The organism is Pseudomonas sp. TE50-2, assembly GCF_040813665.1.
Taxonomy (GTDB): Bacteria; Pseudomonadota; Gammaproteobacteria; order Pseudomonadales; family Pseudomonadaceae; genus Aquipseudomonas; species Aquipseudomonas soli.
The window spans coordinates 4,074,550-4,095,259 of the sequence record NZ_JBFNXN010000001.1 but is presented as its reverse complement, the minus strand read 5'-3'; the positions used below and the strand labels follow the sequence as shown (position 1 = coordinate 4,095,259).

Here is a 20,710-nt window from a genome sequence, read left to right as displayed (position 1 = left end):
CCTACCGCGCCCAACGCCCCTGCTTCCCGAGGAATTCCCATGAGCGAGTTGCGTTTCACCGAAGATCACGAATGGCTGCGCGTCGAAGCCGATGGCAGCGTCACCGTGGGCATCACCGCCTACGCCCAGAACGCCTTGGGTGATGTGGTCTATGTGCAACTGCCGGAGCTGCAGCAGTACGACAAGGGCGCCGAAGCCTCCACCGTGGAGTCGGTCAAGGCCGCCAGCGGCGTCTACATGCCACTGGCCGGTGAAGTGGTCGCGGTCAACGAAGGCCTGAACGACAGCCCCGAGCTGGTCAACGAAGACCCGCTGGGCGAAGGCTGGTTCTTCCGCTTCATCCCCGCCGACATGAACGAAGTTGCCGCCCTGCTCGACCAGGACGCCTACGACCGCCTGCTCAAAGCCAACGACGACGCCTGAGGTACCGCACCATGACCATCAACCTCGGCACCGCCAACGAATTCATCGCCCGCCACATCGGCCCACGCGCCGCTGACGAGCAGGCCATGCTCACGACCCTGGGCTTCGACTCGCTGGACGCGATGACCGCCGCCGTCATCCCCGACAGCATCAAGGGCACCAGCGTGCTCGGCAGCCACGACGGGCAGAGCGAGGCCGATGCCCTCGCCGCATTGAAAGCCATCGCCGGCAAGAACCAGCTGTTCAAGAGCCACATCGGCCAGGGCTACTACAACACCCACACCCCGGCGCCGATCCTGCGCAACCTGCTGGAAAACCCGGCCTGGTACACCGCCTACACCCCGTACCAGCCGGAGATTTCCCAGGGCCGTCTGGAAGCGCTGCTGAACTTCCAGACCCTGATCAGCGACCTCACCGGCCTGCCGATCGCCAACGCTTCCCTGCTCGACGAAGCCACCGCCGCCGCAGAAGCCATGACTTTCTGCAAGCGCCTGTCGAAGAACAAGGCCAGCCATGCCTTCTTCGCTTCCGTGCACTGCCACCCGCAGACCCTCGACGTGCTGCGCACCCGCGCCGAACCGCTGGGCATCGAGGTGGTGGTGGGCGACGAGCGCGAACTGGGCGACGTCAGCGCCTTCTTTGGCGCCCTGCTGCAGTACCCGGCCAGCAACGGTGATGTGTTCGACTACCGCGAGGTGGTGCAGCGCTTCCACGGCGCAGGCGCCCTGGTGGCCGTGGCCGCCGACCTGCTGGCCCTGACCCTGCTCACCCCGCCGGGCGAATTCGACGCCGACGTGGCCATCGGCAGTGCCCAGCGCTTCGGCGTGCCGCTGGGCTTCGGTGGCCCGCACGCGGCCTACTTCGCCACCCGCGACGCCTTCAAGCGCGACATGCCGGGCCGTCTGGTGGGCGTGTCGATCGACCGCTTCGGCAAGCCGGCCCTGCGCCTGGCCATGCAGACCCGCGAGCAGCACATCCGCCGCGAGAAGGCCACCAGTAACATCTGCACCGCCCAGGTGCTGCTGGCCAACATCGCCAGCATGTACGCCGTGTACCACGGCCCTGCCGGCCTCAAGCGCATTGCCGAGCGCACCCATGCGCTGACCGCGATCCTCGCTACCGGCCTGACCAAGCTGGGCATCAAGGTCGTCACCGGCGATTTCTTCGACACCCTGACCCTGGCCACCGGTGCCAGCACCAGTGCGCTGCACGACAAGGCCCGCGCCCAGGGCATCAACCTGCGCCAGGTCGACGCCGCCCAGCTGGGCGTGTCGCTGGACGAAACCAGCACCCAGGCCGATGTCGAGGCCCTGTGGCAGCTGTTCGCCGACGGCCAGGCCAGCCCTGACTTCACCGCCCTGGCCAACGCGGTCGCCGTGCGCCTCCCGGCCGGCCTGCTGCGCCAGTCGGCGATCCTCGAGCACCCGGTGTTCAACCGCTACCATAGCGAAACCGAGCTGATGCGCTACCTGCGCCGCCTGGCCGACAAGGACCTGGCCCTGGACCGCACCATGATCCCGCTGGGCTCGTGCACCATGAAGCTCAACGCCGCCAGCGAAATGATCCCGGTGACCTGGGCCGAGTTCGGCAACCTGCACCCGTTCGCCCCGGCCGCGCAAAGCCAAGGCTACCTGCAGATGACCAGCGAGCTGGAAGCCATGCTCTGCGCCGCCACCGGCTATGACGCCGTGTCGCTGCAGCCCAACGCCGGTTCCCAAGGCGAGTACGCAGGCCTGCTGGCGATCCGCGCCTACCACCGCAGCCGTGGCGACAGCCACCGCGATATCTGCCTGATCCCGTCCTCGGCCCATGGCACCAACCCGGCCACCGCGCACATGGCCGGCATGCGCGTGGTGGTGACCGCCTGCGACGCGCGCGGCAACGTCGATATCGACGACCTGCGCGCCAAGGCCATCGAGCACCGCGAGCGCCTGGCGGCGATCATGATCACCTACCCGTCGACCCACGGCGTGTTCGAGGAAGCCATCGGCGAGATCTGCGCGATCATCCACGACAACGGCGGCCAGGTGTACATCGACGGCGCCAACATGAACGCCATGGTCGGCCTGTGCGCCCCGGGCAAATTCGGCGGCGACGTCTCGCACCTGAACCTGCACAAGACCTTCTGCATCCCCCACGGCGGCGGCGGCCCGGGCGTCGGCCCGATCGGCGTCAAGTCGCACCTGGCGCCATTCCTGCCGGGCCATGCCCAGCTGGAGAACACCCAGGGCGCGGTATGCGCCGCACCGTTCGGCAGCGCCAGCATCCTGCCGATCACCTGGATGTACATTCGCATGATGGGTGGCGCGGGCCTCAAGCGCGCCTCGCAGATGGCGATCCTCAACGCCAACTACATCGCCCGTCGCCTGGAAGAGCACTATCCTGTGCTGTACACCGGCGGCAACGGCCTGGTGGCGCACGAGTGCATCCTCGACCTGCGTCCGCTCAAGGACACCAGCGGCATCAGCGTCGACGACGTCGCCAAGCGCCTGATCGACTTCGGCTTCCACGCCCCGACCATGTCCTTCCCGGTGGCCGGCACGCTGATGATCGAACCGACCGAAAGCGAGTCGAAAGAGGAACTGGATCGCTTCTGCAACGCCATGATCCAGATCCGCGAAGAGATTCGCGCGGTCGAGAACGGCACCCTGGACAAGGACGACAACCCGCTGAAGAACGCCCCGCACACCGCGGCGGAACTGGCCGGCGAATGGGCCCACGGCTACAGCCGCGAGCAGGCGGTGTACCCGCTGCCGAGCCTGGTGGAAGGCAAGTACTGGCCACCGGTCGGCCGGGTCGACAACGTGTTCGGCGACCGCAACCTGGTCTGCGCCTGCCCGTCGATCGAGAGCTATCAGGACGTCTGATCGGGTGGGGCCGCTGCGCGCCCCATCGCCGGCAAGCCGGCTGCCACAGGTTCAGCGCTAAGCTGTGGGAGCCGGCTTGCCGGCGATGGGCTGCGTTGCAGCCCCCAATGGGCTTACTGGCCATCATCAGGAGGAAGCAGCATGTCTTTGAGCGTCTTCGACCTGTTCAAGATCGGCATCGGCCCCTCCAGCTCGCACACGGTCGGGCCGATGCGCGCCGCCGCGCGCTTCGCCGAAGGCTTGCGCCGTGATGGCCTGCTGGCCGGCACAGCCACGGTCAAGGCCGAGCTGTACGGCTCGCTCGGCGCCACCGGCAAGGGCCACGGTAGCGACAAGGCCGTGCTGCTTGGCCTGGAAGGCGAGCATCCGGACAGCGTCGATACCGAAGCCATCCCCGCCCGTCTGCAAGCCATTCGTGAAAGCGGTCGGCTCAGCCTGCTCGGTGAACACGACATCGCCTTCGTCGAAAAGCAGCACCTGGCGATGATCCGCAAACCGCTGGCCTACCACCCCAACGGCATGATCTTCCGCGCCTTCGATGCCGCCGGCCTGCAGATCCGTAGCCGCGAGTACTACTCGGTGGGCGGCGGTTTCGTGGTTGACGAGGATGCGGCCGGCCATGACCGCATCGTCGAGGACAGCACCGTGCTGCCCTACCCTTTCAAGACCGGCAAGGAACTGCTTGGCCACTGCACCGCGCAGCACCTGTCGTTCAGCCAGGTGATGCTGGCCAACGAGGCTGCCTGGCGCCCGGAAGCCGAGACCCGTGCCGGCCTGCTGCGCATCTGGCAGGTGATGCAGGACTGCGTCGAGGCCGGTTGCCGGCACGAAGGCATCCTGCCTGGCGGGCTGAAGGTCAAGCGCCGGGCTCCGGCGTTGTACCGCCAGCTCAGCCGGCATCCGGAAGCCAGCCTGCGTGATGCGCTGTCGGTGCTCGACTGGGTCAACCTCTATGCCCTGGCGGTGAACGAGGAGAACGCCTATGGCGGACGTGTGGTCACGGCGCCGACCAATGGTGCGGCCGGCATTGTCCCCGCGGTGCTGCACTACTACATGCGCTTCGTGCCCGGCGCCAACGAGGACGGGGTAGTGCGCTTCCTGCTCACTGCCGCGGCAATCGGCATTCTCTACAAGGAGAATGCATCGATCTCCGGGGCCGAGGTGGGCTGCCAGGGCGAGGTCGGCGTGGCCTGCTCCATGGCCGCAGGCGCCCTGTGCGAAGTGATGGGCGGTACCCCGCAACAAGTGGAAAACGCCGCCGAGATCGGCATGGAACACAACCTGGGCCTGACCTGCGACCCCATTGGCGGGCTGGTCCAGGTGCCCTGCATCGAGCGCAACGCCATGGGCTCGGTGAAGGCGATCAACGCGGTGCGCATGGCCCTGCGCGGCGACGGGCAGCACTACGTTTCCCTCGACAAGGTCATCCGCACCATGCGCCAGACCGGCGCCGACATGAAAAGCAAATACAAGGAGACCGCCCGCGGCGGTCTGGCCGTCAACATCATCGAATGTTGACCCGAATAAAAACCAAGGAGTCACCGATGTCCGAAACACTGCACAAGACCCCGCTGCACGCCCTGCACCTGGAACTGGGCGCACGCATGGTGCCGTTCGCCGGCTACGACATGCCAGTGCAATATCCCTTGGGCGTGCTCAAGGAGCACCTGCACACCCGCGAACAGGCCGGCCTGTTCGACGTTTCGCACATGGGCCAGATCATCCTGCGCGGCAACGACGCCGCCAAGGCCCTGGAAACCCTGGTGCCGGTGGACATCATCGACCTGCCGGTGGGCATGCAGCGCTATGCCATGTTCACCAATGCCGAGGGTGGCATCCTCGACGACCTGATGGTCGCCAACCTCGGTGACGATACCCTGTTCCTGGTGGTCAACGCCGCCTGCAAGGACCAGGACCTGGCCCACCTGCGCCAGCACATCGGCAGCCGCTGCGAGATCCAGCCGCTGTTCGAGGAGCGCGCCCTGCTGGCCCTGCAAGGCCCGGCGGCGGTCAAGGTGCTGGAGCGCCTGGCACCTGCGGTGGCGAAGATGACGTTCATGCAGTTCCAGCCTGTTCAACTGCTCGGTGCCGACTGCTATGTCAGCCGCTCGGGCTACACCGGTGAGGACGGTTTCGAGATTTCCGTGCCGGCCGACAAGGCCGAAGAGCTGGCGCGCCAGCTGCTGGCCGAGCCAGAGGTACAGCCAATCGGCCTGGGCGCACGCGACTCACTGCGCCTGGAAGCCGGCCTGTGCCTGTACGGCCACGACATGGACACCACCACCACGCCGATCGAGGCCAGCCTGCTGTGGGCCATCTCCAAGGTGCGCCGCGCCGACGGTGCACGTGCCGGTGGTTTCCCGGGTGCCGACGCTGTGTTTGCCCAGCAACAGGCCGGCGTGGCGCGCAAGCGCGTAGGCCTGCTGCCCCAGGAGCGCACCCCGGTGCGTGAAGGCGCGCAGATCGTCGACGCGGCAGGCAAGGTGGTCGGCGAGGTGTGCAGCGGCGGCTTCGGCCCGACGCTCGGCGCGCCGGTCACAATGGGCTATGTCGATAACGAACACGCGACCCTGGACACTGCGCTGTTTGCAATGGTGCGCGGCAAGCAAGTTGCCATGAAAGTCAGCAAAATGCCTTTCGTGGCGCAACGTTACTACCGTGGCTGAATGAGTGGATTGGACGGGTTCGACATATTCGTTTTCGAACCTGTCCAATAACTTCTGAACATAGCGCCAGGCCAGGCGCCACGGCGTTTCCGGCAAATCGTTCGGTGATCGGGAAAAGCCTGATTTTCACCCGTCGCGAGGGCTTGTTTTTCGCTCGGCAGTTGGCGTAGAGTCACTGCACTGTGTTTGCATGGGTCGCAACAGTTCGTGACCTGGGCCAGTAGCCGCAATCTGCTACAACCCGTTCGACGTCTCTTACTTTCCTGCAACCCAGCCCAGTAGTCTTTCACTTACAAAAAGTGTGAAAGAAACTGTCATCAATATTTAAGCTTCATAGGAAATAAGACAATGGCTGAGCGTCAGAACGGTACCGTCAAGTGGTTCAATGACGAGAAAGGTTACGGCTTCATCACCCCAGAAAGCGGTCCGGATCTGTTCGTGCACTTCCGCGCCATCCAAGGCAACGGCTTCAAGAGCCTGAAAGAAGGCCAGAAAGTGACCTTCGTGGCCGTCCAGGGCCAGAAAGGCATGCAGGCTGACGAAGTCCAGGCCGAAGGCTGATCTTCCGATAAAAAGCCCCTGTGTTGACGCACAGGGGCTTTTTTGTGCGCGCAATTCCATAGAATGGGCCTTTGCCATCTGGAGCTGTCATGCATGTCCAAGCCATTGCTCAACCCCCAGGGTGATTTCCCGCCGGTCGGCCTGGGCCGTCGCCTGGCCGCGATGTTCTACGACTTCCTGCTGTGCACCGCCCTGCTGATAGTGACTGCCGGCGCCTACAAGATGATCCAGATGGCGATCATCGGCGAGGCGCGCATGCGTGAGCTGACCGAGGCCGGTGCCCTGGACGGCGACCCGCTGCTGTCGACGATCCTGCTGTTCGCCCTGTTCGGCTTCTTCGCCAAGTTCTGGACCCACGGCGGCCAGACCCTCGGCATGCAGGTGTGGGGCATGCGCGTGCAGAACGCCGATGGCAGCGCCATCAGCCTCTGGCAGGCGTTGCTGCGTTTCGTGGTGTCGATCGCGTCGTGGCTGTGCCTGGGGCTGGGTTTCATCTGGTCGTTGTTCGACAAACGTAAACGCAGCTGGCACGACATCTATTCCGAGACCCAGCTGGTACGCCTGCCCAAGCGCAAGAAGTGAGCTGCGCGGGCATCAGGCCTGCGAAAAGCACCCGCAAAAAAGCCGACCCAAGGGTCGGCTTCTTTGTGCAGCTCAGGCCATCAACCCGCCCGGCGCATCAACCACAAGCCCGCCAGCGCACAGATGCCGGCCGGGATCACCACCGCCAGCAGCGGCGGGAAGCCAAACACCTGGCTCGATGGACCCAGCAGTTCCCCGGCGATGCGGAACACGAAGCCCACCAGCACACCGGTGAACACGCGCTGGCCAAGGGTGACCGAACGCAACGGGCCGAAGATGAACGAAATCGCCATCAGCACCAGCGCCGCAGTGACCACCGGCTGCAGGACCTTGGTCCAGAACGCCAGCCAGTAGCGGGCGTTGTTCAGCCCCTGGTCGGACAGGTAGTGGATGTAGTCCCACAGCCCGGTGATCGACAGCGACTCCGGTGCCAGCACCACGGTGTTGAGCAGCTCCGGGGTCACCGATACGTCCCACACTTCTTCGGGGCTCTTGACCACTTCGGTGTGGTCACCGCGGAAGTAGGTGGTGGCCACGTCGTTGAGCATCCATTTGCCATCGACGTACTGCGCCCGGCGGGCGAAGCTGGAGGTTTGGATCTTGCGCTCGCTGTCGAAGCGGTAGCGGGTCACACCCAGCAGCAGGCCATTGGGCTGCACCGAGTTGATGTGCACGAACTCCTCGCCCTGGCGGTGCCACATGCCGCGCTTGGAGCTTTGTGCCTCGCCACCGCCCTGGGCCAGCGAACGGTCGGCCTGGGCCTTGTTCTCGGTCACCGGGGCCACGTATTCGCCGACCAGCAGGCCGACCAGCATCAGCACCAGCATCGGCTTCATCACCGCCCAGACGATGCGCCCGATGGACACGCCGGCGGCGCGCATGATGGTCAGCTCGCTGCTGCTGGCCAGGCTGCCCAGGCCGATCAGGCAGCCGATCAGCGCCGCCATCGGCAGCATGTCGTAGAGCCGGCGCGGCGCGGTGAGCAGCACGAAGCTACTGGCGTCCATGACCGTGTAGGTGTCGCTCAGGTCGCCCATCTCGTCGATGAAGGCGAACAACGAGGCCAGGCCGAGGATGATGCCCAGCACAGCGAGAATGGCCAGCAGCACGCTCTGGCCGATGTAGCGATCCAGTTTAACCACGGGCCACCTCCGCACGGCGAGCGGCACGCTTCAGACGCAGCGGCTCCCAGTACATCAGCGCCAGGCCGATCAGCAGGAACAGGCCATGGACCCACCAGATACCCAGCGAGATAGGCAACTTGCCCTTCTCCAGGGCGCCACGCACGGAAATCAGCATTGTCAGATAAGCCATGTACAGGAGAATCGCCGGCAGCAGCTTGAGGAAGCGGCCCTGGCGCGGGTTGACGCGCGACAGCGGCACCGCCAGCAGGGTGACCACGAACACCAGCAGCGGCAGCGACAGGCGCCACTGCAGCTCGGCGCGCTCACGCAGCCCCTGGTGCCCGAACAGGTCGGAGGTCGGGATGGCTTCGCGCTCGGTCACCTCCTCGGCGACCTCAGGCTTTGGCAGCAGCACGCCATAGGTGTCGTACTTGATCGCACGGTAGTCGGCCTGGCCGGGATTGCCGTCGTAGCGGTAACCGTTCTGCAGCACCAGGTAGCGGTTGCCGTCGGCCTGCACTTCCTGGTGGCCCTTCTCGGCGACCAGCACCGAAGGCGCGCGGTCCTTGGTCTTGTCCTGGTTGAAGCGTTTCTCGGAGATGAACACGCCCGCCAGGTTGATGCGGTCATCGGACAGCTGCTCGGTGTAGGTCACCCGGGAGCCATCGCGCAGGGTCTGGAAACGGCCCGGCACCAGGGTGTCGAACTCGGTCAGGGTGTCCTGCTGGGCGATGATCTTCTGCACCTGGGCAACCCCCAGGGGGGCCAGGCTCAGGCTCAGCCAGGCCACCAGCAGGGCGACCAGTGCCGCCGGCACCATGGTCACGGCCAGCAGGCGCTGCTGGCTCATGCCAGTGGCCGAGAGCACGGTCATCTCGCTTTCGAGATACAACCGGCCATAGGCAAGCAGGATACCGAGGAACAGCCCCAGCGGCAGGATCAGTTGCAGGAAGCCCGGCAGGCGGAACCCCATGATCATGAACAGCACGCCCGGGTCGAGCATGCCTTGGGCCGCCTGGGCCAGGTACTTGATGAAGCGCCCGCTCATGATGATCACCAGCAGCACGGCGCTGACGGCGCTCAAGGTCACCAGGACCTCGCGGGACAGATAACGAAAGACGATCAAACCAGACACTCCTGGGTTGTCAGGGGCTCAAAGCCAGACGAACGATTCGGACAGCCAAGACCAATGCCGGTTCGCCAAGGCGAACCTCCATGTAAAAGTGCGCGCATTATCCTGTGATTGACGGCGCCTGTCACTTGGCCGCGCACCTTGGCGCATGACGGGGTTGTCAGCAAGGTCGCGGCAAGCTCAAACTGGCAGCTTTTCCGCTGGCCGGCAAAGGTGGCCGGGGCGGTTTTACGAGCGCTTGCACAAGACAGCGCCAACTGACAGATCATTCGGGGACCCCAGACATGGAACTGGTTGTAAAAAGCGTAGCCGCTGTATCCGTCAAGACCGCCACCCTGGTCGTGCCGGTGGGTGAAGGCCGCAAGCTCGGCGCCACCGCCAAGGCCGTCGACCAGGCCACCGAAGGCGCCATCAGCGCGCTGCTCAAGCGTGGCGACCTGGCCGGCAAGCCGGGCCAGACCCTGCTGCTGCATAGCCTGCCGGGCCTGAAGGCCGAGCGCGTGCTGCTGGTCGGCAGCGGCAAGGACGAAGCCCTCGGCGACCGCGCCTGGCGCAAGCTGGTGGCCAGCGTCGCCGGCGTGCTCAAGGGCCTGGGTGGCGGCGACGCCGTACTGGCCCTGGACGACATCGCCGTCACCGGCCGCGATGGCCACTACGGCAAGTACCGCCTGCTGGCCGAGACCCTGCTCGACGGCAACTACGTGTTCGACCGTTACAAGAGCCAGAAGGCCGAACCGCGCGCCCTGAAAAAAGTCACCCTGCTCACCGCCAAGGCCGGCCAGGCCGAGGCCGAGCGCGCCGTCAAGCATGCCAGCGCCATCGCCACCGGCATGGCCTTCACCCGCGACCTGGGCAACCTGCCGCCGAACGTCTGCCACCCGAGCTTCCTTGCCGAACAGGCCAAGGACCTGGGCAAGGCGCACAAGGGCCTCAAGGTCGAGGTGCTGGACGAGAAGAAGATCAAGGACCTGGGCATGGGCGCCTTCTACGCCGTGGGCCAGGGCAGCGACCAGCCACCACGGCTGATCGTGCTCAACTACCAGGGCGGCAAGAAGAGCGAAAAACCGTTCGTGCTGGTCGGCAAGGGCATCACCTTCGACACCGGCGGCATCAGCCTCAAGCCCGGCGCCGGCATGGACGAGATGAAGTACGACATGTGCGGCGCCGCCAGTGTGTTCGGCACCCTGCGCGCCGTGCTCGAGCTGCAGCTGCCGATCAACCTGGTGTGCCTGCTGGCCTGCGCCGAAAACATGCCGAGCGGCGGCGCCACCCGTCCGGGCGACATCGTCACCACCATGAGCGGGCAGACCGTCGAGATTCTCAATACCGACGCCGAAGGCCGTCTGGTGCTGTGCGACACCCTCACCTATGCCGAACGCTTCAAGCCGCAGGCGGTGATCGACATCGCCACCCTGACCGGCGCCTGCATCGTCGCCCTGGGCAGCCACACCTCCGGCCTGATGGGCAATGACGACGCGCTGGTCGGGCAACTGCTCGACGCCGGCAAGCGCGCCGACGACCGCGCCTGGCAGCTGCCGCTGTTCGATGAGTACCAGGAGCAGCTGGACAGCCCGTTCGCCGACATCGCCAACATCGGTGGCCCGAAGGCCGGCACCATCACCGCCGGCTGCTTCCTGTCGCGCTTCGCCAAGGCCTACCACTGGGCGCACCTGGACATCGCCGGCACCGCCTGGATCAGCGGCGGCAAGGACAAGGGCGCCTCGGGCCGCCCGGTACCGCTGCTCACCCAGTACCTGCTGGACCGCGCCGGCGCCTGATGGCGCGCAGCCGGTGGCGCCCCTGCGCCACCGGCCGGCACTGAACGATCATGAGCAAAGTCGATTTCTACATCCTGCCCAGCGACTCGCTGTCGGTGCGCCTGGATTTCGCCTGCAAGCTGTGCGAAAAGGCCTGGCGCCTCGGCCACCGGGTCTACCTGCACTGCCAGGACGAGGCGCAGCGCAGCGAACTTGACCTGCGCCTGTGGCAGTTCAAGGGCGAGGCCTTCTTGCCCCACGACCATGCCGAACAGCATCCGGACGCCGTTGTCGCGCTGGGTGTCGGCGCCGATGCTGGCCAACACCGTGACCTGCTGATCAACCTGGGCGGCGAGGTTCCGGCCTTTGTCGGCCAGTTCGAACGGGTCGCCGAAATCGTCGTCGAGGAGCCGGCCATCCGCCTGGCCGCTCGCGAGCGATTCCGTTTCTACCGCGAACAGGGCTATGCTCTGCAAGACCACCGCTTACAGCGACTTTGACGACGATGGACAAGCAGCTGAACTCCCTGACCCATTCCGCCCACCTGCTCGACGACCTCGAGTCGATCCGCGAGCTGCTGGGTGACGCCGACCTGCAACCGCCCCTGCTGACCGAAACGGTTGAGCAGATCCCCCTGCTGCTCGACGAGCCGAGTGCCGAAGCGCCCGCCGCCGCAGCGCCGGCGCCGACTCCGGCACCTGAAGAGGATGCCCAGACCCGCCGCCAGGACACCCTGCTGCATCTGGACGCCGAACTGCGCGCCGCGGCGCAGTCGATCATGCAGGACGTGATCAACGACTTCACCCCGCACATCGAGACCGAGATCAAGCGCCGCCTCGATGCGCGGCTGGAGCGGCTGCTCAAGCGTTCCGAATAAGACCAGCCCCCGCCTTTCGCGGGTTTACCCGCGGAAGGGCCATCGACTGTTGTCACCTCTCCCACGCATCCATTGCGTCTTGCAGCTTGTCGCTTGAAGCTCGCGGCTCCGTTATACTTCCCGGCTTTCCCGAATTAATGCCTAAGGGTCCCGCCGCGCATGGATAAGACCTACCAGCCGCACGCCATCGAAACTTCCTGGTACAACACCTGGGAGTCCGAGAACTATTTCGCCCCACAAGGTGCAGGCGAGTCCTACACCATCATGATCCCGCCGCCGAACGTGACCGGCAGCCTGCACATGGGCCACGGCTTCAACAACGCGATCATGGACGCCCTGATCCGTTTCCGCCGCATGCAAGGGCGCGACACCCTGTGGCAGCCGGGCACCGACCACGCCGGTATCGCCACCCAGATGCTGGTCGAGCGCCAGCTCGAGGCCAAGGGCCAGAACCGCCACGACCTGGGCCGTGAGCAGTTCCTGGAGAAGGTCTGGGAGTGGAAGGACCAGTCGGGCGGCAACATCAGCCGCCAGATCCGCCGCCTGGGCTCGTCGGTGGACTGGAGCCGCGAGCGCTTCACCATGGACGACGGCCTCTCCGAGGCGGTCAAGGAAGCCTTCGTGCGCCTGCATGAAGACGGCCTGATCTACCGCGGCAAGCGCCTGGTCAACTGGGACACCAAGCTGCACACGGCGATCTCCGACCTCGAAGTGGAAAACCACGATGAGAAGGGCCACCTGTGGAACCTGCGCTATCCGCTGGCCGACGGCGCCAAGACCGCCGACGGCAAGGACCACCTGGTGGTCGCCACCACCCGTCCGGAAACCCTGCTCGGTGACGTCGCCGTTGCCGTCAACCCGACCGACGAGCGCTACCAGGCCCTGATCGGCAAGTTCGTCAAACTGCCGCTGGTCGGTCGTCTGATCCCGATCGTCGCCGACGACTACTGCGACCCCGAATTCGGCACCGGCTGTGTGAAGATCACCCCGGCCCACGACTTCAACGACTACGAAGTCGGCAAGCGCCACAACCTGCCGCTGCTGAACATCTTCGACAAGAACGCCACCGTGCTGGCCGCTGTCCAGGCATTCAACCTCGACGGCAGCGTCAACGAGCAGCTCGACACCTCGCTGCCGGCCCAGTACGCCGGCCTCGACCGCTTCGTCGCGCGCAAGCAGATGGTCGCCGACCTGGACGCCCAAGGCCTGCTGGTCAGCATCGACGACCACGCCCTGAAAGTACCGAAAGGCGACCGCTCCGGCACCGTCATTGAGCCATGGCTGACCGACCAGTGGTACGTCTCCACCAAGCCGCTGGCCGAGCCTGCCATCGCCGCCGTCGAAGACGGCCGCATCCAGTTCGTGCCCAAGCAGTACGAGAACATGTACTTCTCCTGGATGCGCGACATCCAGGACTGGTGCATCAGCCGCCAGCTGTGGTGGGGCCACCGCATCCCGGCCTGGTACGACGAGGCCGGCCAGGTCTATGTCGGCCGCGACGAGGCCGAAGTGCGCGCCAAGCACAACCTGGGCAACGATGTGAAACTGCGCCAGGATGACGACGTGCTCGACACCTGGTTCAGCTCGGGCCTGTGGACCTTCTCCACCCTGGGCTGGCCGGAACAGACCGAGTTCCTGAAGAAGTTCCACTCCACCGACGTGCTGGTCACCGGCTTTGACATCATTTTCTTCTGGGTCGCCCGGATGATCATGCTGACCATGCACCTGATCAAGAACGAGGACGGCACCCCGCAGGTACCGTTCAAGACCGTCTACGTTCACGGCCTGGTGCGTGATGGCCAGGGGCAGAAGATGTCCAAGTCCAAGGGCAACGTCCTCGACCCGCTGGACATCGTCGACGGCATCACCCTCGACGCCCTGCTGGAAAAACGCACCAGCGGCATGATGCAGCCCAAGCTCGCCGAGAAGATCGCCAAGCAGACCAAGGCTGAGTTCCCCGAAGGCATCGCCAGCTACGGCACCGACGCCCTGCGCTTTACCTTCTGCTCGCTGGCTTCCACCGGTCGTGACATCAAGTTCGACATGGGCCGCGTCGAAGGCTACCGCAACTTCTGCAACAAGATCTGGAACGCCGCCCGCTACGTGCTGGACAAGGGCGAGGACTGCGGCCAGAACGGCGAGGCCTACGAGCTGTCGCTGGCCGACCGCTGGATCATCTCGCAGCTGCAGCGTACCGAAGCCGAGGTGACCCGCCAGCTCGAGCAGTTCCGCTTCGACCTGGCCAGCCAGGCGCTGTACGAGTTCATCTGGAACCAGTACTGCGACTGGTACCTGGAGCTGTCCAAGCCGGTATTGTGGGACGAGAACGCCCCGGTCGAGCGCGCCCGCGGCACCCGTCGCACCCTGGTGCGCGTGCTGGAAGTGGCGCTGCGCCTGGCCCACCCGTTCATGCCGTTCATCACCGAAGAGATCTGGCAGCGCATCGCGCCGCTGGCCGGCATCGACGGCAAGACCATCATGCTGCAGCCTTGGCCTGAAGCGAACGAAAGCCGCATCGACGCCGCCGCCGAAGGCGACATCGAGTGGCTCAAGGAGCTGATGGTCGGCCTGCGCAACATCCGCGCCGAGATGAACATCGGCCCGGGCAAGCCACTGCCGCTGTTCCTGAAGAACGCCAACGCCGACGACCAGCGTCGCCTGCAGGAAAACGAAGCCCTGCTGAAGAAGCTGGCCAAGGTCGAGTCGTTCACCGTGCTCGGCGAGCAGGACGAAGCACCGCTGTCGGCCACCGCCCTGGTGGGTGACCTGCAAGTGCTGGTGCCAATGGCCGGCCTGATCGACAAGGACGCCGAGCTTGCGCGCCTGAACAAGGAGATCCAGCGCCTGCAAGGTGAAGTCCAGCGCGTCGGCGGCAAGCTGTCCAACGCCGCCTTCGTCGACAAGGCCCCGCCTGCGGTGATCGAGAAGGAACGCGCCAAGCTGGCCGAATCGGAGCAGGCCCTGGCCAACTTCACCGAACAGCATGCGCGGATTGCTGCGCTGTAATTCAAACGTGAAGCCATAGGGGGCTGCTTCGCAGCCCATCGCCGGCAAGCCGGCTCCCACAGGTACTGCACTATCCTGTGGGAGCCGGCTTGCCGGCGATGCTTTTTCAGGACCCCACCATGACCCAGAAACCCACCCTGCATCCGCGCAACCGCCACCAGGGCCGCTACGACTTCCCCGCCCTGATCAAGGCGCATCCGGACCTGGCCCGCTTCACCATCACCAACCCCTACGGCAAACCCAGCATCGACTTCGCCAACCCTGAAGCCGTGCGGGTGTTCAACCGCGCCCTGCTCAAGGCCCAGTACGGCATCCAGCACTGGGACATCCCCGCCGACTACCTGTGCCCGCCGATCCCCGGCCGCGCCGACTACATCCATGTGCTGGCCGACCTGCTGGGCGAAGACAACGGTGGCGAAATCCCCCGCGGCGCCCAGGTGCACGCCCTGGACATCGGCGTCGGCGCCAACTGCATCTACCCCCTGCTCGGGCACAGCGACTACCGCTGGCGCTTCACAGGCTCCGACATCGACAGCGTGGCCCTGGCCTCGGCCAAGGCCATCGTCCAGGCCAACAAGCTCGACAAGGCCATCGGCCTGCGCCTGCAAGCGGATCGCAAGCACATTCTCAGCGGCCTGCTGCAGGCCGACGAGCGCTTCGACCTGACCCTGTGCAACCCGCCCTTCCACGCCTCGCGCGAGGAAGCCACCCGCGGCAGCCAGCGCAAATGGAAGAACCTCGGCAAGCAGGACCCCAAGCGCAAGCTGCCAGTGCTGAACTTCGGCGGGCAGAACAATGAACTGTGGTGCGAAGGTGGCGAGATCCGCTTCGTCTCCCAGCTGGTCGCCGAAAGCGTGCAGTACGCCGCCCAGGTGCTGTGGTTCACCAGCCTGGTGTCCAAGGCCAGCAACCTGCCGGGTATCGAGGCAGCCTTGAAAAAGGCCGGGGTGAAGGCCCTGCGCATCATCGAGATGGGCCAGGGGCAGAAGCAGAGCCGCATGGTCGCCTGGAGCTTCCAGGACGATGGCGCACGCCAGCAATGGCACGCCCTGCGTAAATCACGGGCATGAAAAAACCGCGCCCGGGCAAGCCGGGCGCGGTTTCGTCAAATCAACAATTACTTGTTGATCGAGTCGGTCAGCACTTTGGCTGGAACGAACTTGACGACTTTCTTGGCAGCGATTTCGATGGCAGCGCCAGTCGAAGGGTTGCGGCCGGTACGGGCAGGACGCTCGGTGACTTTCAGTTTGCCGATGCCTGGCAGGGTGATTTCGGCGCCGTTTTCCAGTTGGTCGGCGACGATCTGGCCCAGTTGCTCCAGGGCGTTACGCGCGGTGGTTTTCGGCGCGTCGATGGCTTCAGCGATATCGGCAATCAGTTGGTCTTTGGTCAGTGCCATGGTGGTGTTCCTTCCCTATCAAATTCAGTGGTTGTGCAGCGTGCTTGGTCGGTGGTCGGGCCAGCCCGGGACAATCCAGAGGCCGCGTCGATCGCGTATGTAGATACGCAAATCGGCGTTTGGTTCGACACCGCGCAAGCGATCTGCCAGCAATGCGCCACCCGAGGGGCGCAAGACCGCGCAAAGCTACCACAGGAATCGATAAATATCCGCTGCCGACCACGTTTTTGTTCAGGTTTTTCGGGGGTTTTCAGAAAAATCGCAAAAATTTGAACAAAAAACGAACAACCGGCATATACGCCAACATCTGGCCACTGCACCACCCTCGCCCTGGGTTAAACTGAACGCCTTTTGCAGCGCGGCTTTTCACCGCTCCTATCACCGAGAATTTCATGCCAATCCGTCATTGCATCGTTCACCTGATCGACAAGAAGCCCGATGGCAGCCCCGCTGTGCTCCATGCTCGCGACAGCGAACTGGCGGCCTCCGACGCCATCGAGAACCTGCTGGCCGACCTCAACGACAGCTACAACGCCAAGCAAGGCAAAGCCTGGGGCTTCTTCCACGGCGAGTCCGGCGCCTATCCGTTCAGCGGCTGGCTCAAGCAGTACCAGGACGAAGAGAAAGACTTCGCCACCTTCAGCCGTGTTGCCGTCGAGCACCTGCAGAAGCTGATGGAAGAGTCCAACCTGTCCACCGGCGGCCACGTGCTGTTCGCCCATTACCAACAAGGCATGACCGAATACCTGGCCATCGCCCTGCTGCACCACAGTGAAGGCGTTGCGGTTAACGCCGAGCTCGACGTGACCCCCTCGCGCCACCTGGACCTGGGGCAGTTGCACCTGGCGGCGCGGGTCAACCTGTCCGAGTGGAAGAACAACCAGAACTCCAAGCAGTACATCTCGTTCATCAAGGGCAAGAACGGCAAGAAGGTCTCGGATTACTTCCGCGATTTCATCGGCTGCCAGGAAGGCGTGGACGGTCCGGGCGAGACCCGCACCCTGCTCAAGGCCTTCAGCGACTTCGTCGAGAAAGAGGACCTGCCGGAAGAGTCCGCCCGCGAGAAGACCCAGACCCTGGTCGACTACGCCACCACCCAGACCAAGCTGGGCGAGCCGGTAACGCTGGAAGAGCTCTCCAGCCTGATCGACGAAGACCGCCCCGAGGCGTTCTTCGACCATATTCGCAACAGCGACTATGGGCTGTCGCCGGAGATCCCGGCCGACAAACGCACCCTCAACCAGTTCCGCCGCTTCACCGGGCGTGCCGAGGGGTTGTCGATCAGCTTCGAGGCGCACCTGCTCGGCTCGAAGGTCGAGTATGACGAAGAAGCCGGGACGCTGGTCATCAAAGGCCTGCCGACCCAGCTGATCGATCAGCTGAAACGGCGCAAGGATTGAGATCGTCTGGGGCTGCTGCGCAGCCCCGGCAACCTCGGAAAGATCTTCGATTTATAAGACTTTCCCCATTCCCTGTAGTCCATTTCCCAAACATACTCCCAAGCCCTTTCAAGCCATTGCGGTGGTCTGGGTTGGCCTCTAGTCTCGGACGGTCGCTGCACATTCAGCGACCGTGCTTTGACAGGCCGACTCAAATACGAACCGTATGGCTTTGCCTTTATGGCAGCTGTGCGTGGGGCATCCTCGGGTGCGCCGGGTTTCCTCTATTTGACCGGTCTGTCAACCCATGTACAGCTGCCACCCTTTGTTTGACAGCGAATGGTGATGGTTCCATCTCAAATTGAGGATTCATCATGCTGAAGATTGTCCCCGATCCACCCCACAACCCTCACTCTCTCGAAGACACCCTCATCCAGGCCACCGAGTACGCCCTGTGCGCCTTGACCGTGGCCCATCATGCCGTGCAGCTAAAACCCAGGTCGCCGGCCGCCGTGCTGATGATGGCGTCGATGCATGAGATGGAGTCGCTGCGTGTGTTGCTCGAAGCGGCGTTGATCCATGTGCAGATGCCGGCACCGACGTTGCATTAAGCCAGATCGCGGGGCAAGCCCACTCCCACACCAGGGCTTCGCAGTACTTAGCTACGTGGGAGCGGGCTTGCCCCGCGATGGCGCCCGCACAGCATGGCCAAAGCGTCGCAACGTGTCATGGGGCCGTGGCGACACCAATATAGGAGGCCACCAACGCCTCCTTCGCCGCCTTGCGCAGCTTCTTCACCAAACGCTCCTGGCGCAGCGCCTCGCCTTTGTCCGGCCACTGCTCCACATACACCAGCGCCTGCGCCGGGCTGGTCTTGAAATACCGCGCGCCCTGCCCTTTCTGGTGCTTGATGAAACGCCGCTGCGGATCGTCGCTGATACCGCAGTACAGCGAGCCGTTGGCGGCACGCACCAGATAGACGTACCAGGGTTTGCAGTCGGGGGAAGGCGCTGTTTCGCTCACGGCTCGGTTCGGTGCAACGGAAGAAGGCCGCCAGCTTAACGCCTCAGCGCGCCTGCTGGAATGCGCGCAAGCCCTTGAACGCCTGCTGGCGCACCTTGTTCTGCAACATCGGCGACCAGCCCAGCAGCACGCCCGGCATGCCCAGGGCCTGCCGCGACCAGCGCCACAGGTCGAAGGTATCGTCGTGCTGGCAGATCAGCCCGTCACGGATCACGAAGCGCGCCTGGATATCGTTGACCACCACCCGCCCGGTCTGGCTGAACAGATAGGTCGCCACCCAATGCGCGCCGCCGCCACGTTCGTCGCTGCGCACGTTGTCGAAGGTCAGGGTGAAGTCCTTGGCGCGGCGGGTGAGCATGCGCCACATGTCCCCGGCATCCTGCCCGCGCAAGGTGCCAAAGACCGGATCGCTGAAAACGATATCGTCGCTGTAGCAGGCCACCATGGCCTCGGCGTCCAGGCGCTGGAAGGCCTGGTAGAAACGGGTGATCAGGGCGCTGTTGGCATCGCTCATTGGCGGTTATCCGTGCTTGGGCTCGAGAAGCGCAAGATAGTCCGCGCCCGGCTTTGGCGCCACAGCCATTTGCGCCATGAATGGTGCCAAAGCCCCAGGCATGTGCCGACAGCTCTCAGACCCGCTCGCTGACCACACCCACATGCAACGCACGCCCGGCACCCAAGCCGAACGCAATGGCGCCGATCCCCAGTACCGCGAAGATCCAGCCCACCGCGCCCCAGCCCCCGGTCAGGTCATGCACCAGCCCCACCGCGAACGGCCCCATGGAGGCCAGCGTGTAGCCGACTCCCTGGGCCATGCTCGACAGGTTGGCCGCCACATGGGCGTCCTTGGAGCGCAGCACGATCAAGGTCAACGCCAGGGCAAAGGTGCCGCCCTGGCCCAGCCCCAACAGGATCGCCCAGCCCCACAGCCCTTCCAGCGGCGCGTACAGGCAGCCGAACAGCCCGCCCAGGGTCACCAGCATCACCACCACGATGGCCAGGCGCTGATCCTTGCCGCGCGTCGCCAGCCATGGCGCGCTCAGCGAACTGACCAGTTGCACGATCACCGAGCCGGACAGCACCAGCCCCGCCTCGGTCGGGCTCAGCCCACGGCCGATGAGGATCGACGGCAACCAGCCGAACACGATGTAGGCCAGCGACGACTGCAGGCCCATGTACAGGGTCACCTGCCATGCCAGCGGGTCGCGCCACAGGCCTTGCACCCGGTAGGCCACCTTGTGCACGCCATGGCCCTGGCGCGACTGCGGCAGCCACACCAGCATCGCCAGCAGCGCCGGCAGCACCCAGAAGCCCAGCCCCAGCGCCCAGCTGTCATCGAAGTGCCGGGTCAGGGGCACAGTGGCACCCGCGGCCATTGCCGCACCCAGACACAGCGCCATGGTGTAGACGCCGGTCAGGGTGCCTGCATGTTGTGGGAAATCGCGCTTGACGATGCCGGGCAGCAGCACGCCGATGATGCCGATGCTCGCACCGGCCATCAGGCTGCCGATGAACACGCCGGTGGCGCCCAGGGCACTGCGCACCAGGATGCCCAGCGCCAGGGTCAGCAAGATGCCGAGGATGACTCGTTCGCTGCCGAAGCGCCGTGCCAGGATTGGCGCCAGCGGCGCGAAAAGCCCCAGGCATAGCACCGGCAAGGTGGTCAGCAGCCCCGCCTGCGATGCACTGAGCCCCAGCCCTTCGGACACCTGCCCAAGTATGGGCGACATGCTCGACAACGCCGGACGCAGGTTCAGCGCCACCAGTACCAGGCCCAGCAACAACAGCCAGGGCCGGCGCAGCACCACGGGCTGTTGCTGGACTTGCTCATCGTCGGCCTCGGCGTCGATCAGCAGTTCTTCGAGGTCCGCCTCGCGGGGCGCGGTGTTGCGGGTCAGTTGTTCGGCCATGGCC

General features: G+C 64.9%; 19 protein-coding genes. 13 read left to right on the top strand and 6 right to left on the bottom strand.

Going from position 1 to position 20,710, the window contains the following annotated elements; all coding sequences use genetic code 11:
* Window positions 1–39 precede the first annotated feature (39 nt).
* The 6 genes from gcvH to AAHK21_RS18750 all read left to right on the top strand — a co-directional run bounded on the left by gcvH (window position 40) and on the right by AAHK21_RS18750 (window position 7,099).
* On the top strand, window positions 40–423 hold the full coding sequence (gene gcvH, locus AAHK21_RS18775; protein ID WP_367858013.1) for a glycine cleavage system protein GcvH: 384 nt from the start codon (window positions 40–42) through the stop codon (window positions 421–423).
* An 11-nt stretch (window positions 424–434) separates the two neighbouring features.
* Window positions 435–3,290, top strand: coding sequence for an aminomethyl-transferring glycine dehydrogenase (gcvP, locus tag AAHK21_RS18770; protein ID WP_367858012.1), 2,856 nt, complete (start codon window positions 435–437; stop codon window positions 3,288–3,290).
* Window positions 3,291–3,431: 141 nt separating this feature from the next.
* Entirely contained in the window at window positions 3,432–4,808 is a 1,377-nt protein-coding gene (locus tag AAHK21_RS18765) for an L-serine ammonia-lyase (protein WP_367858011.1), read from the top strand.
* Window positions 4,809–4,834: 26 nt separating this feature from the next.
* Window positions 4,835–5,956: a glycine cleavage system aminomethyltransferase GcvT gene (gene gcvT, locus AAHK21_RS18760; RefSeq protein ID WP_367858010.1), complete on the top strand. Its 1,122-nt coding sequence runs from the start codon at window positions 4,835–4,837 to the stop codon at window positions 5,954–5,956.
* 348 nt (window positions 5,957–6,304) lie between these two features.
* Window positions 6,305–6,517: a cold-shock protein gene (locus tag AAHK21_RS18755; protein WP_046854299.1), complete on the top strand. Its 213-nt coding sequence runs from the start codon at window positions 6,305–6,307 to the stop codon at window positions 6,515–6,517.
* A 93-nt stretch (window positions 6,518–6,610) separates the two neighbouring features.
* Complete coding sequence (locus AAHK21_RS18750) at window positions 6,611–7,099, top strand: RDD family protein (RefSeq protein WP_046854298.1); 489 nt, start codon at window positions 6,611–6,613, stop codon at window positions 7,097–7,099.
* An 80-nt stretch (window positions 7,100–7,179) separates the two neighbouring features.
* Here AAHK21_RS18750 and lptG read toward each other — a convergent pair whose 3' ends face one another.
* Together lptG and lptF are read right to left on the bottom strand one after the other, a co-directional pair.
* Window positions 7,180–8,241 (bottom strand): LPS export ABC transporter permease LptG, encoded by a 1,062-nt coding sequence (gene lptG / locus AAHK21_RS18745; protein WP_046854297.1) that lies wholly within the window; start codon window positions 8,239–8,241, stop codon window positions 7,180–7,182.
* Window positions 8,234–9,349: an LPS export ABC transporter permease LptF gene (lptF, locus tag AAHK21_RS18740; RefSeq protein ID WP_023632478.1), complete on the bottom strand. Its 1,116-nt coding sequence runs from the start codon at window positions 9,347–9,349 to the stop codon at window positions 8,234–8,236. The genes lptG and lptF overlap by 8 nt, the downstream gene beginning before the upstream one ends.
* A gap of 290 nt (window positions 9,350–9,639) precedes the next feature.
* Here lptF and AAHK21_RS18735 point away from each other — a divergent pair, with 290 nt between their 5' ends.
* The 5 genes from AAHK21_RS18735 (at window position 9,640) to rlmF (ending at window position 16,065) form a co-directional block, all read left to right on the top strand.
* On the top strand, window positions 9,640–11,133 hold the full coding sequence (locus tag AAHK21_RS18735; protein ID WP_094011699.1) for a leucyl aminopeptidase: 1,494 nt from the start codon (window positions 9,640–9,642) through the stop codon (window positions 11,131–11,133).
* Between the two features lie 50 nt (window positions 11,134–11,183).
* The gene (locus AAHK21_RS18730; RefSeq protein WP_023629112.1) at window positions 11,184–11,612 is read left to right on the top strand and encodes a DNA polymerase III subunit chi; all 429 of its coding nucleotides are present in this window, start codon (window positions 11,184–11,186) and stop codon (window positions 11,610–11,612) included.
* Window positions 11,613–11,617: 5 nt separating this feature from the next.
* The gene (locus AAHK21_RS18725) at window positions 11,618–11,989 is read left to right on the top strand and encodes a hypothetical protein (RefSeq protein ID WP_046854295.1); all 372 of its coding nucleotides are present in this window, start codon (window positions 11,618–11,620) and stop codon (window positions 11,987–11,989) included.
* Window positions 11,990–12,148: 159 nt separating this feature from the next.
* On the top strand, window positions 12,149–14,995 hold the full coding sequence (locus AAHK21_RS18720) for a valine--tRNA ligase (RefSeq protein WP_367858009.1): 2,847 nt from the start codon (window positions 12,149–12,151) through the stop codon (window positions 14,993–14,995).
* 119 nt (window positions 14,996–15,114) lie between these two features.
* Complete coding sequence (rlmF, locus tag AAHK21_RS18715; RefSeq protein WP_367858008.1) at window positions 15,115–16,065, top strand: 23S rRNA (adenine(1618)-N(6))-methyltransferase RlmF; 951 nt, start codon at window positions 15,115–15,117, stop codon at window positions 16,063–16,065.
* Window positions 16,066–16,112: 47 nt separating this feature from the next.
* Here rlmF and AAHK21_RS18710 read toward each other — a convergent pair whose 3' ends face one another.
* On the bottom strand, window positions 16,113–16,394 hold the full coding sequence (locus AAHK21_RS18710) for an HU family DNA-binding protein (RefSeq protein WP_004882926.1): 282 nt from the start codon (window positions 16,392–16,394) through the stop codon (window positions 16,113–16,115).
* Between the two features lie 392 nt (window positions 16,395–16,786).
* Here AAHK21_RS18710 and yejK point away from each other — a divergent pair, with 392 nt between their 5' ends.
* Together yejK and AAHK21_RS18700 are read left to right on the top strand one after the other, a co-directional pair.
* A complete protein-coding gene (gene yejK, locus AAHK21_RS18705; protein ID WP_046854292.1) occupies window positions 16,787–17,794 on the top strand; it encodes a nucleoid-associated protein YejK in 1,008 nt (335 codons plus the stop codon).
* Window positions 17,795–18,147: 353 nt separating this feature from the next.
* Window positions 18,148–18,384: a hypothetical protein gene (locus AAHK21_RS18700; RefSeq protein WP_367858007.1), complete on the top strand. Its 237-nt coding sequence runs from the start codon at window positions 18,148–18,150 to the stop codon at window positions 18,382–18,384.
* A gap of 115 nt (window positions 18,385–18,499) precedes the next feature.
* Here AAHK21_RS18700 and AAHK21_RS18695 read toward each other — a convergent pair whose 3' ends face one another.
* The 3 genes from AAHK21_RS18695 to AAHK21_RS18685 all read right to left on the bottom strand — a co-directional run bounded on the left by AAHK21_RS18695 (window position 18,500) and on the right by AAHK21_RS18685 (window position 20,706).
* Window positions 18,500–18,796: a GIY-YIG nuclease family protein gene (locus AAHK21_RS18695; protein WP_102685471.1), complete on the bottom strand. Its 297-nt coding sequence runs from the start codon at window positions 18,794–18,796 to the stop codon at window positions 18,500–18,502.
* 43 nt (window positions 18,797–18,839) lie between these two features.
* Window positions 18,840–19,310, bottom strand: a complete 471-nt coding sequence (locus AAHK21_RS18690; protein ID WP_046854288.1) for a nuclear transport factor 2 family protein — start codon at window positions 19,308–19,310, stop codon at window positions 18,840–18,842.
* Window positions 19,311–19,425: 115 nt separating this feature from the next.
* The gene (locus AAHK21_RS18685; protein ID WP_367858006.1) at window positions 19,426–20,706 is read right to left on the bottom strand and encodes a CynX/NimT family MFS transporter; all 1,281 of its coding nucleotides are present in this window, start codon (window positions 20,704–20,706) and stop codon (window positions 19,426–19,428) included.
* Between the last annotated feature and the right edge of the window lie 4 nt (window positions 20,707–20,710).

Coding starts and splice junctions, on each gene's coding strand:
- gcvH (WP_367858013.1), top strand. CDS start 40: ATGAGCGAGTTGCGTTTCACCGAAGATCACGAATGGCTGCGCGTCGAA.
- AAHK21_RS18755 (WP_046854299.1), top strand. CDS start 6,305: ATGGCTGAGCGTCAGAACGGTACCGTCAAGTGGTTCAATGACGAGAAA.
- AAHK21_RS18700 (WP_367858007.1), top strand. CDS start 18,148: ATGCTGAAGATTGTCCCCGATCCACCCCACAACCCTCACTCTCTCGAA.
- AAHK21_RS18720 (WP_367858009.1), top strand. CDS start 12,149: ATGGATAAGACCTACCAGCCGCACGCCATCGAAACTTCCTGGTACAAC.
- AAHK21_RS18735 (WP_094011699.1), top strand. CDS start 9,640: ATGGAACTGGTTGTAAAAAGCGTAGCCGCTGTATCCGTCAAGACCGCC.
- gcvT (WP_367858010.1), top strand. CDS start 4,835: ATGTCCGAAACACTGCACAAGACCCCGCTGCACGCCCTGCACCTGGAA.
- AAHK21_RS18750 (WP_046854298.1), top strand. CDS start 6,611: ATGTCCAAGCCATTGCTCAACCCCCAGGGTGATTTCCCGCCGGTCGGC.
- gcvP (WP_367858012.1), top strand. CDS start 435: ATGACCATCAACCTCGGCACCGCCAACGAATTCATCGCCCGCCACATC.
- AAHK21_RS18710 (WP_004882926.1), bottom strand. CDS start 16,394: ATGGCACTGACCAAAGACCAACTGATTGCCGATATCGCTGAAGCCATC.
- AAHK21_RS18730 (WP_023629112.1), top strand. CDS start 11,184: ATGAGCAAAGTCGATTTCTACATCCTGCCCAGCGACTCGCTGTCGGTG.
- AAHK21_RS18690 (WP_046854288.1), bottom strand. CDS start 19,310: ATGAGCGATGCCAACAGCGCCCTGATCACCCGTTTCTACCAGGCCTTC.
- AAHK21_RS18685 (WP_367858006.1), bottom strand. CDS start 20,706: ATGGCCGAACAACTGACCCGCAACACCGCGCCCCGCGAGGCGGACCTC.
- yejK (WP_046854292.1), top strand. CDS start 16,787: ATGCCAATCCGTCATTGCATCGTTCACCTGATCGACAAGAAGCCCGAT.
- AAHK21_RS18725 (WP_046854295.1), top strand. CDS start 11,618: ATGGACAAGCAGCTGAACTCCCTGACCCATTCCGCCCACCTGCTCGAC.
- rlmF (WP_367858008.1), top strand. CDS start 15,115: ATGACCCAGAAACCCACCCTGCATCCGCGCAACCGCCACCAGGGCCGC.
- AAHK21_RS18765 (WP_367858011.1), top strand. CDS start 3,432: ATGTCTTTGAGCGTCTTCGACCTGTTCAAGATCGGCATCGGCCCCTCC.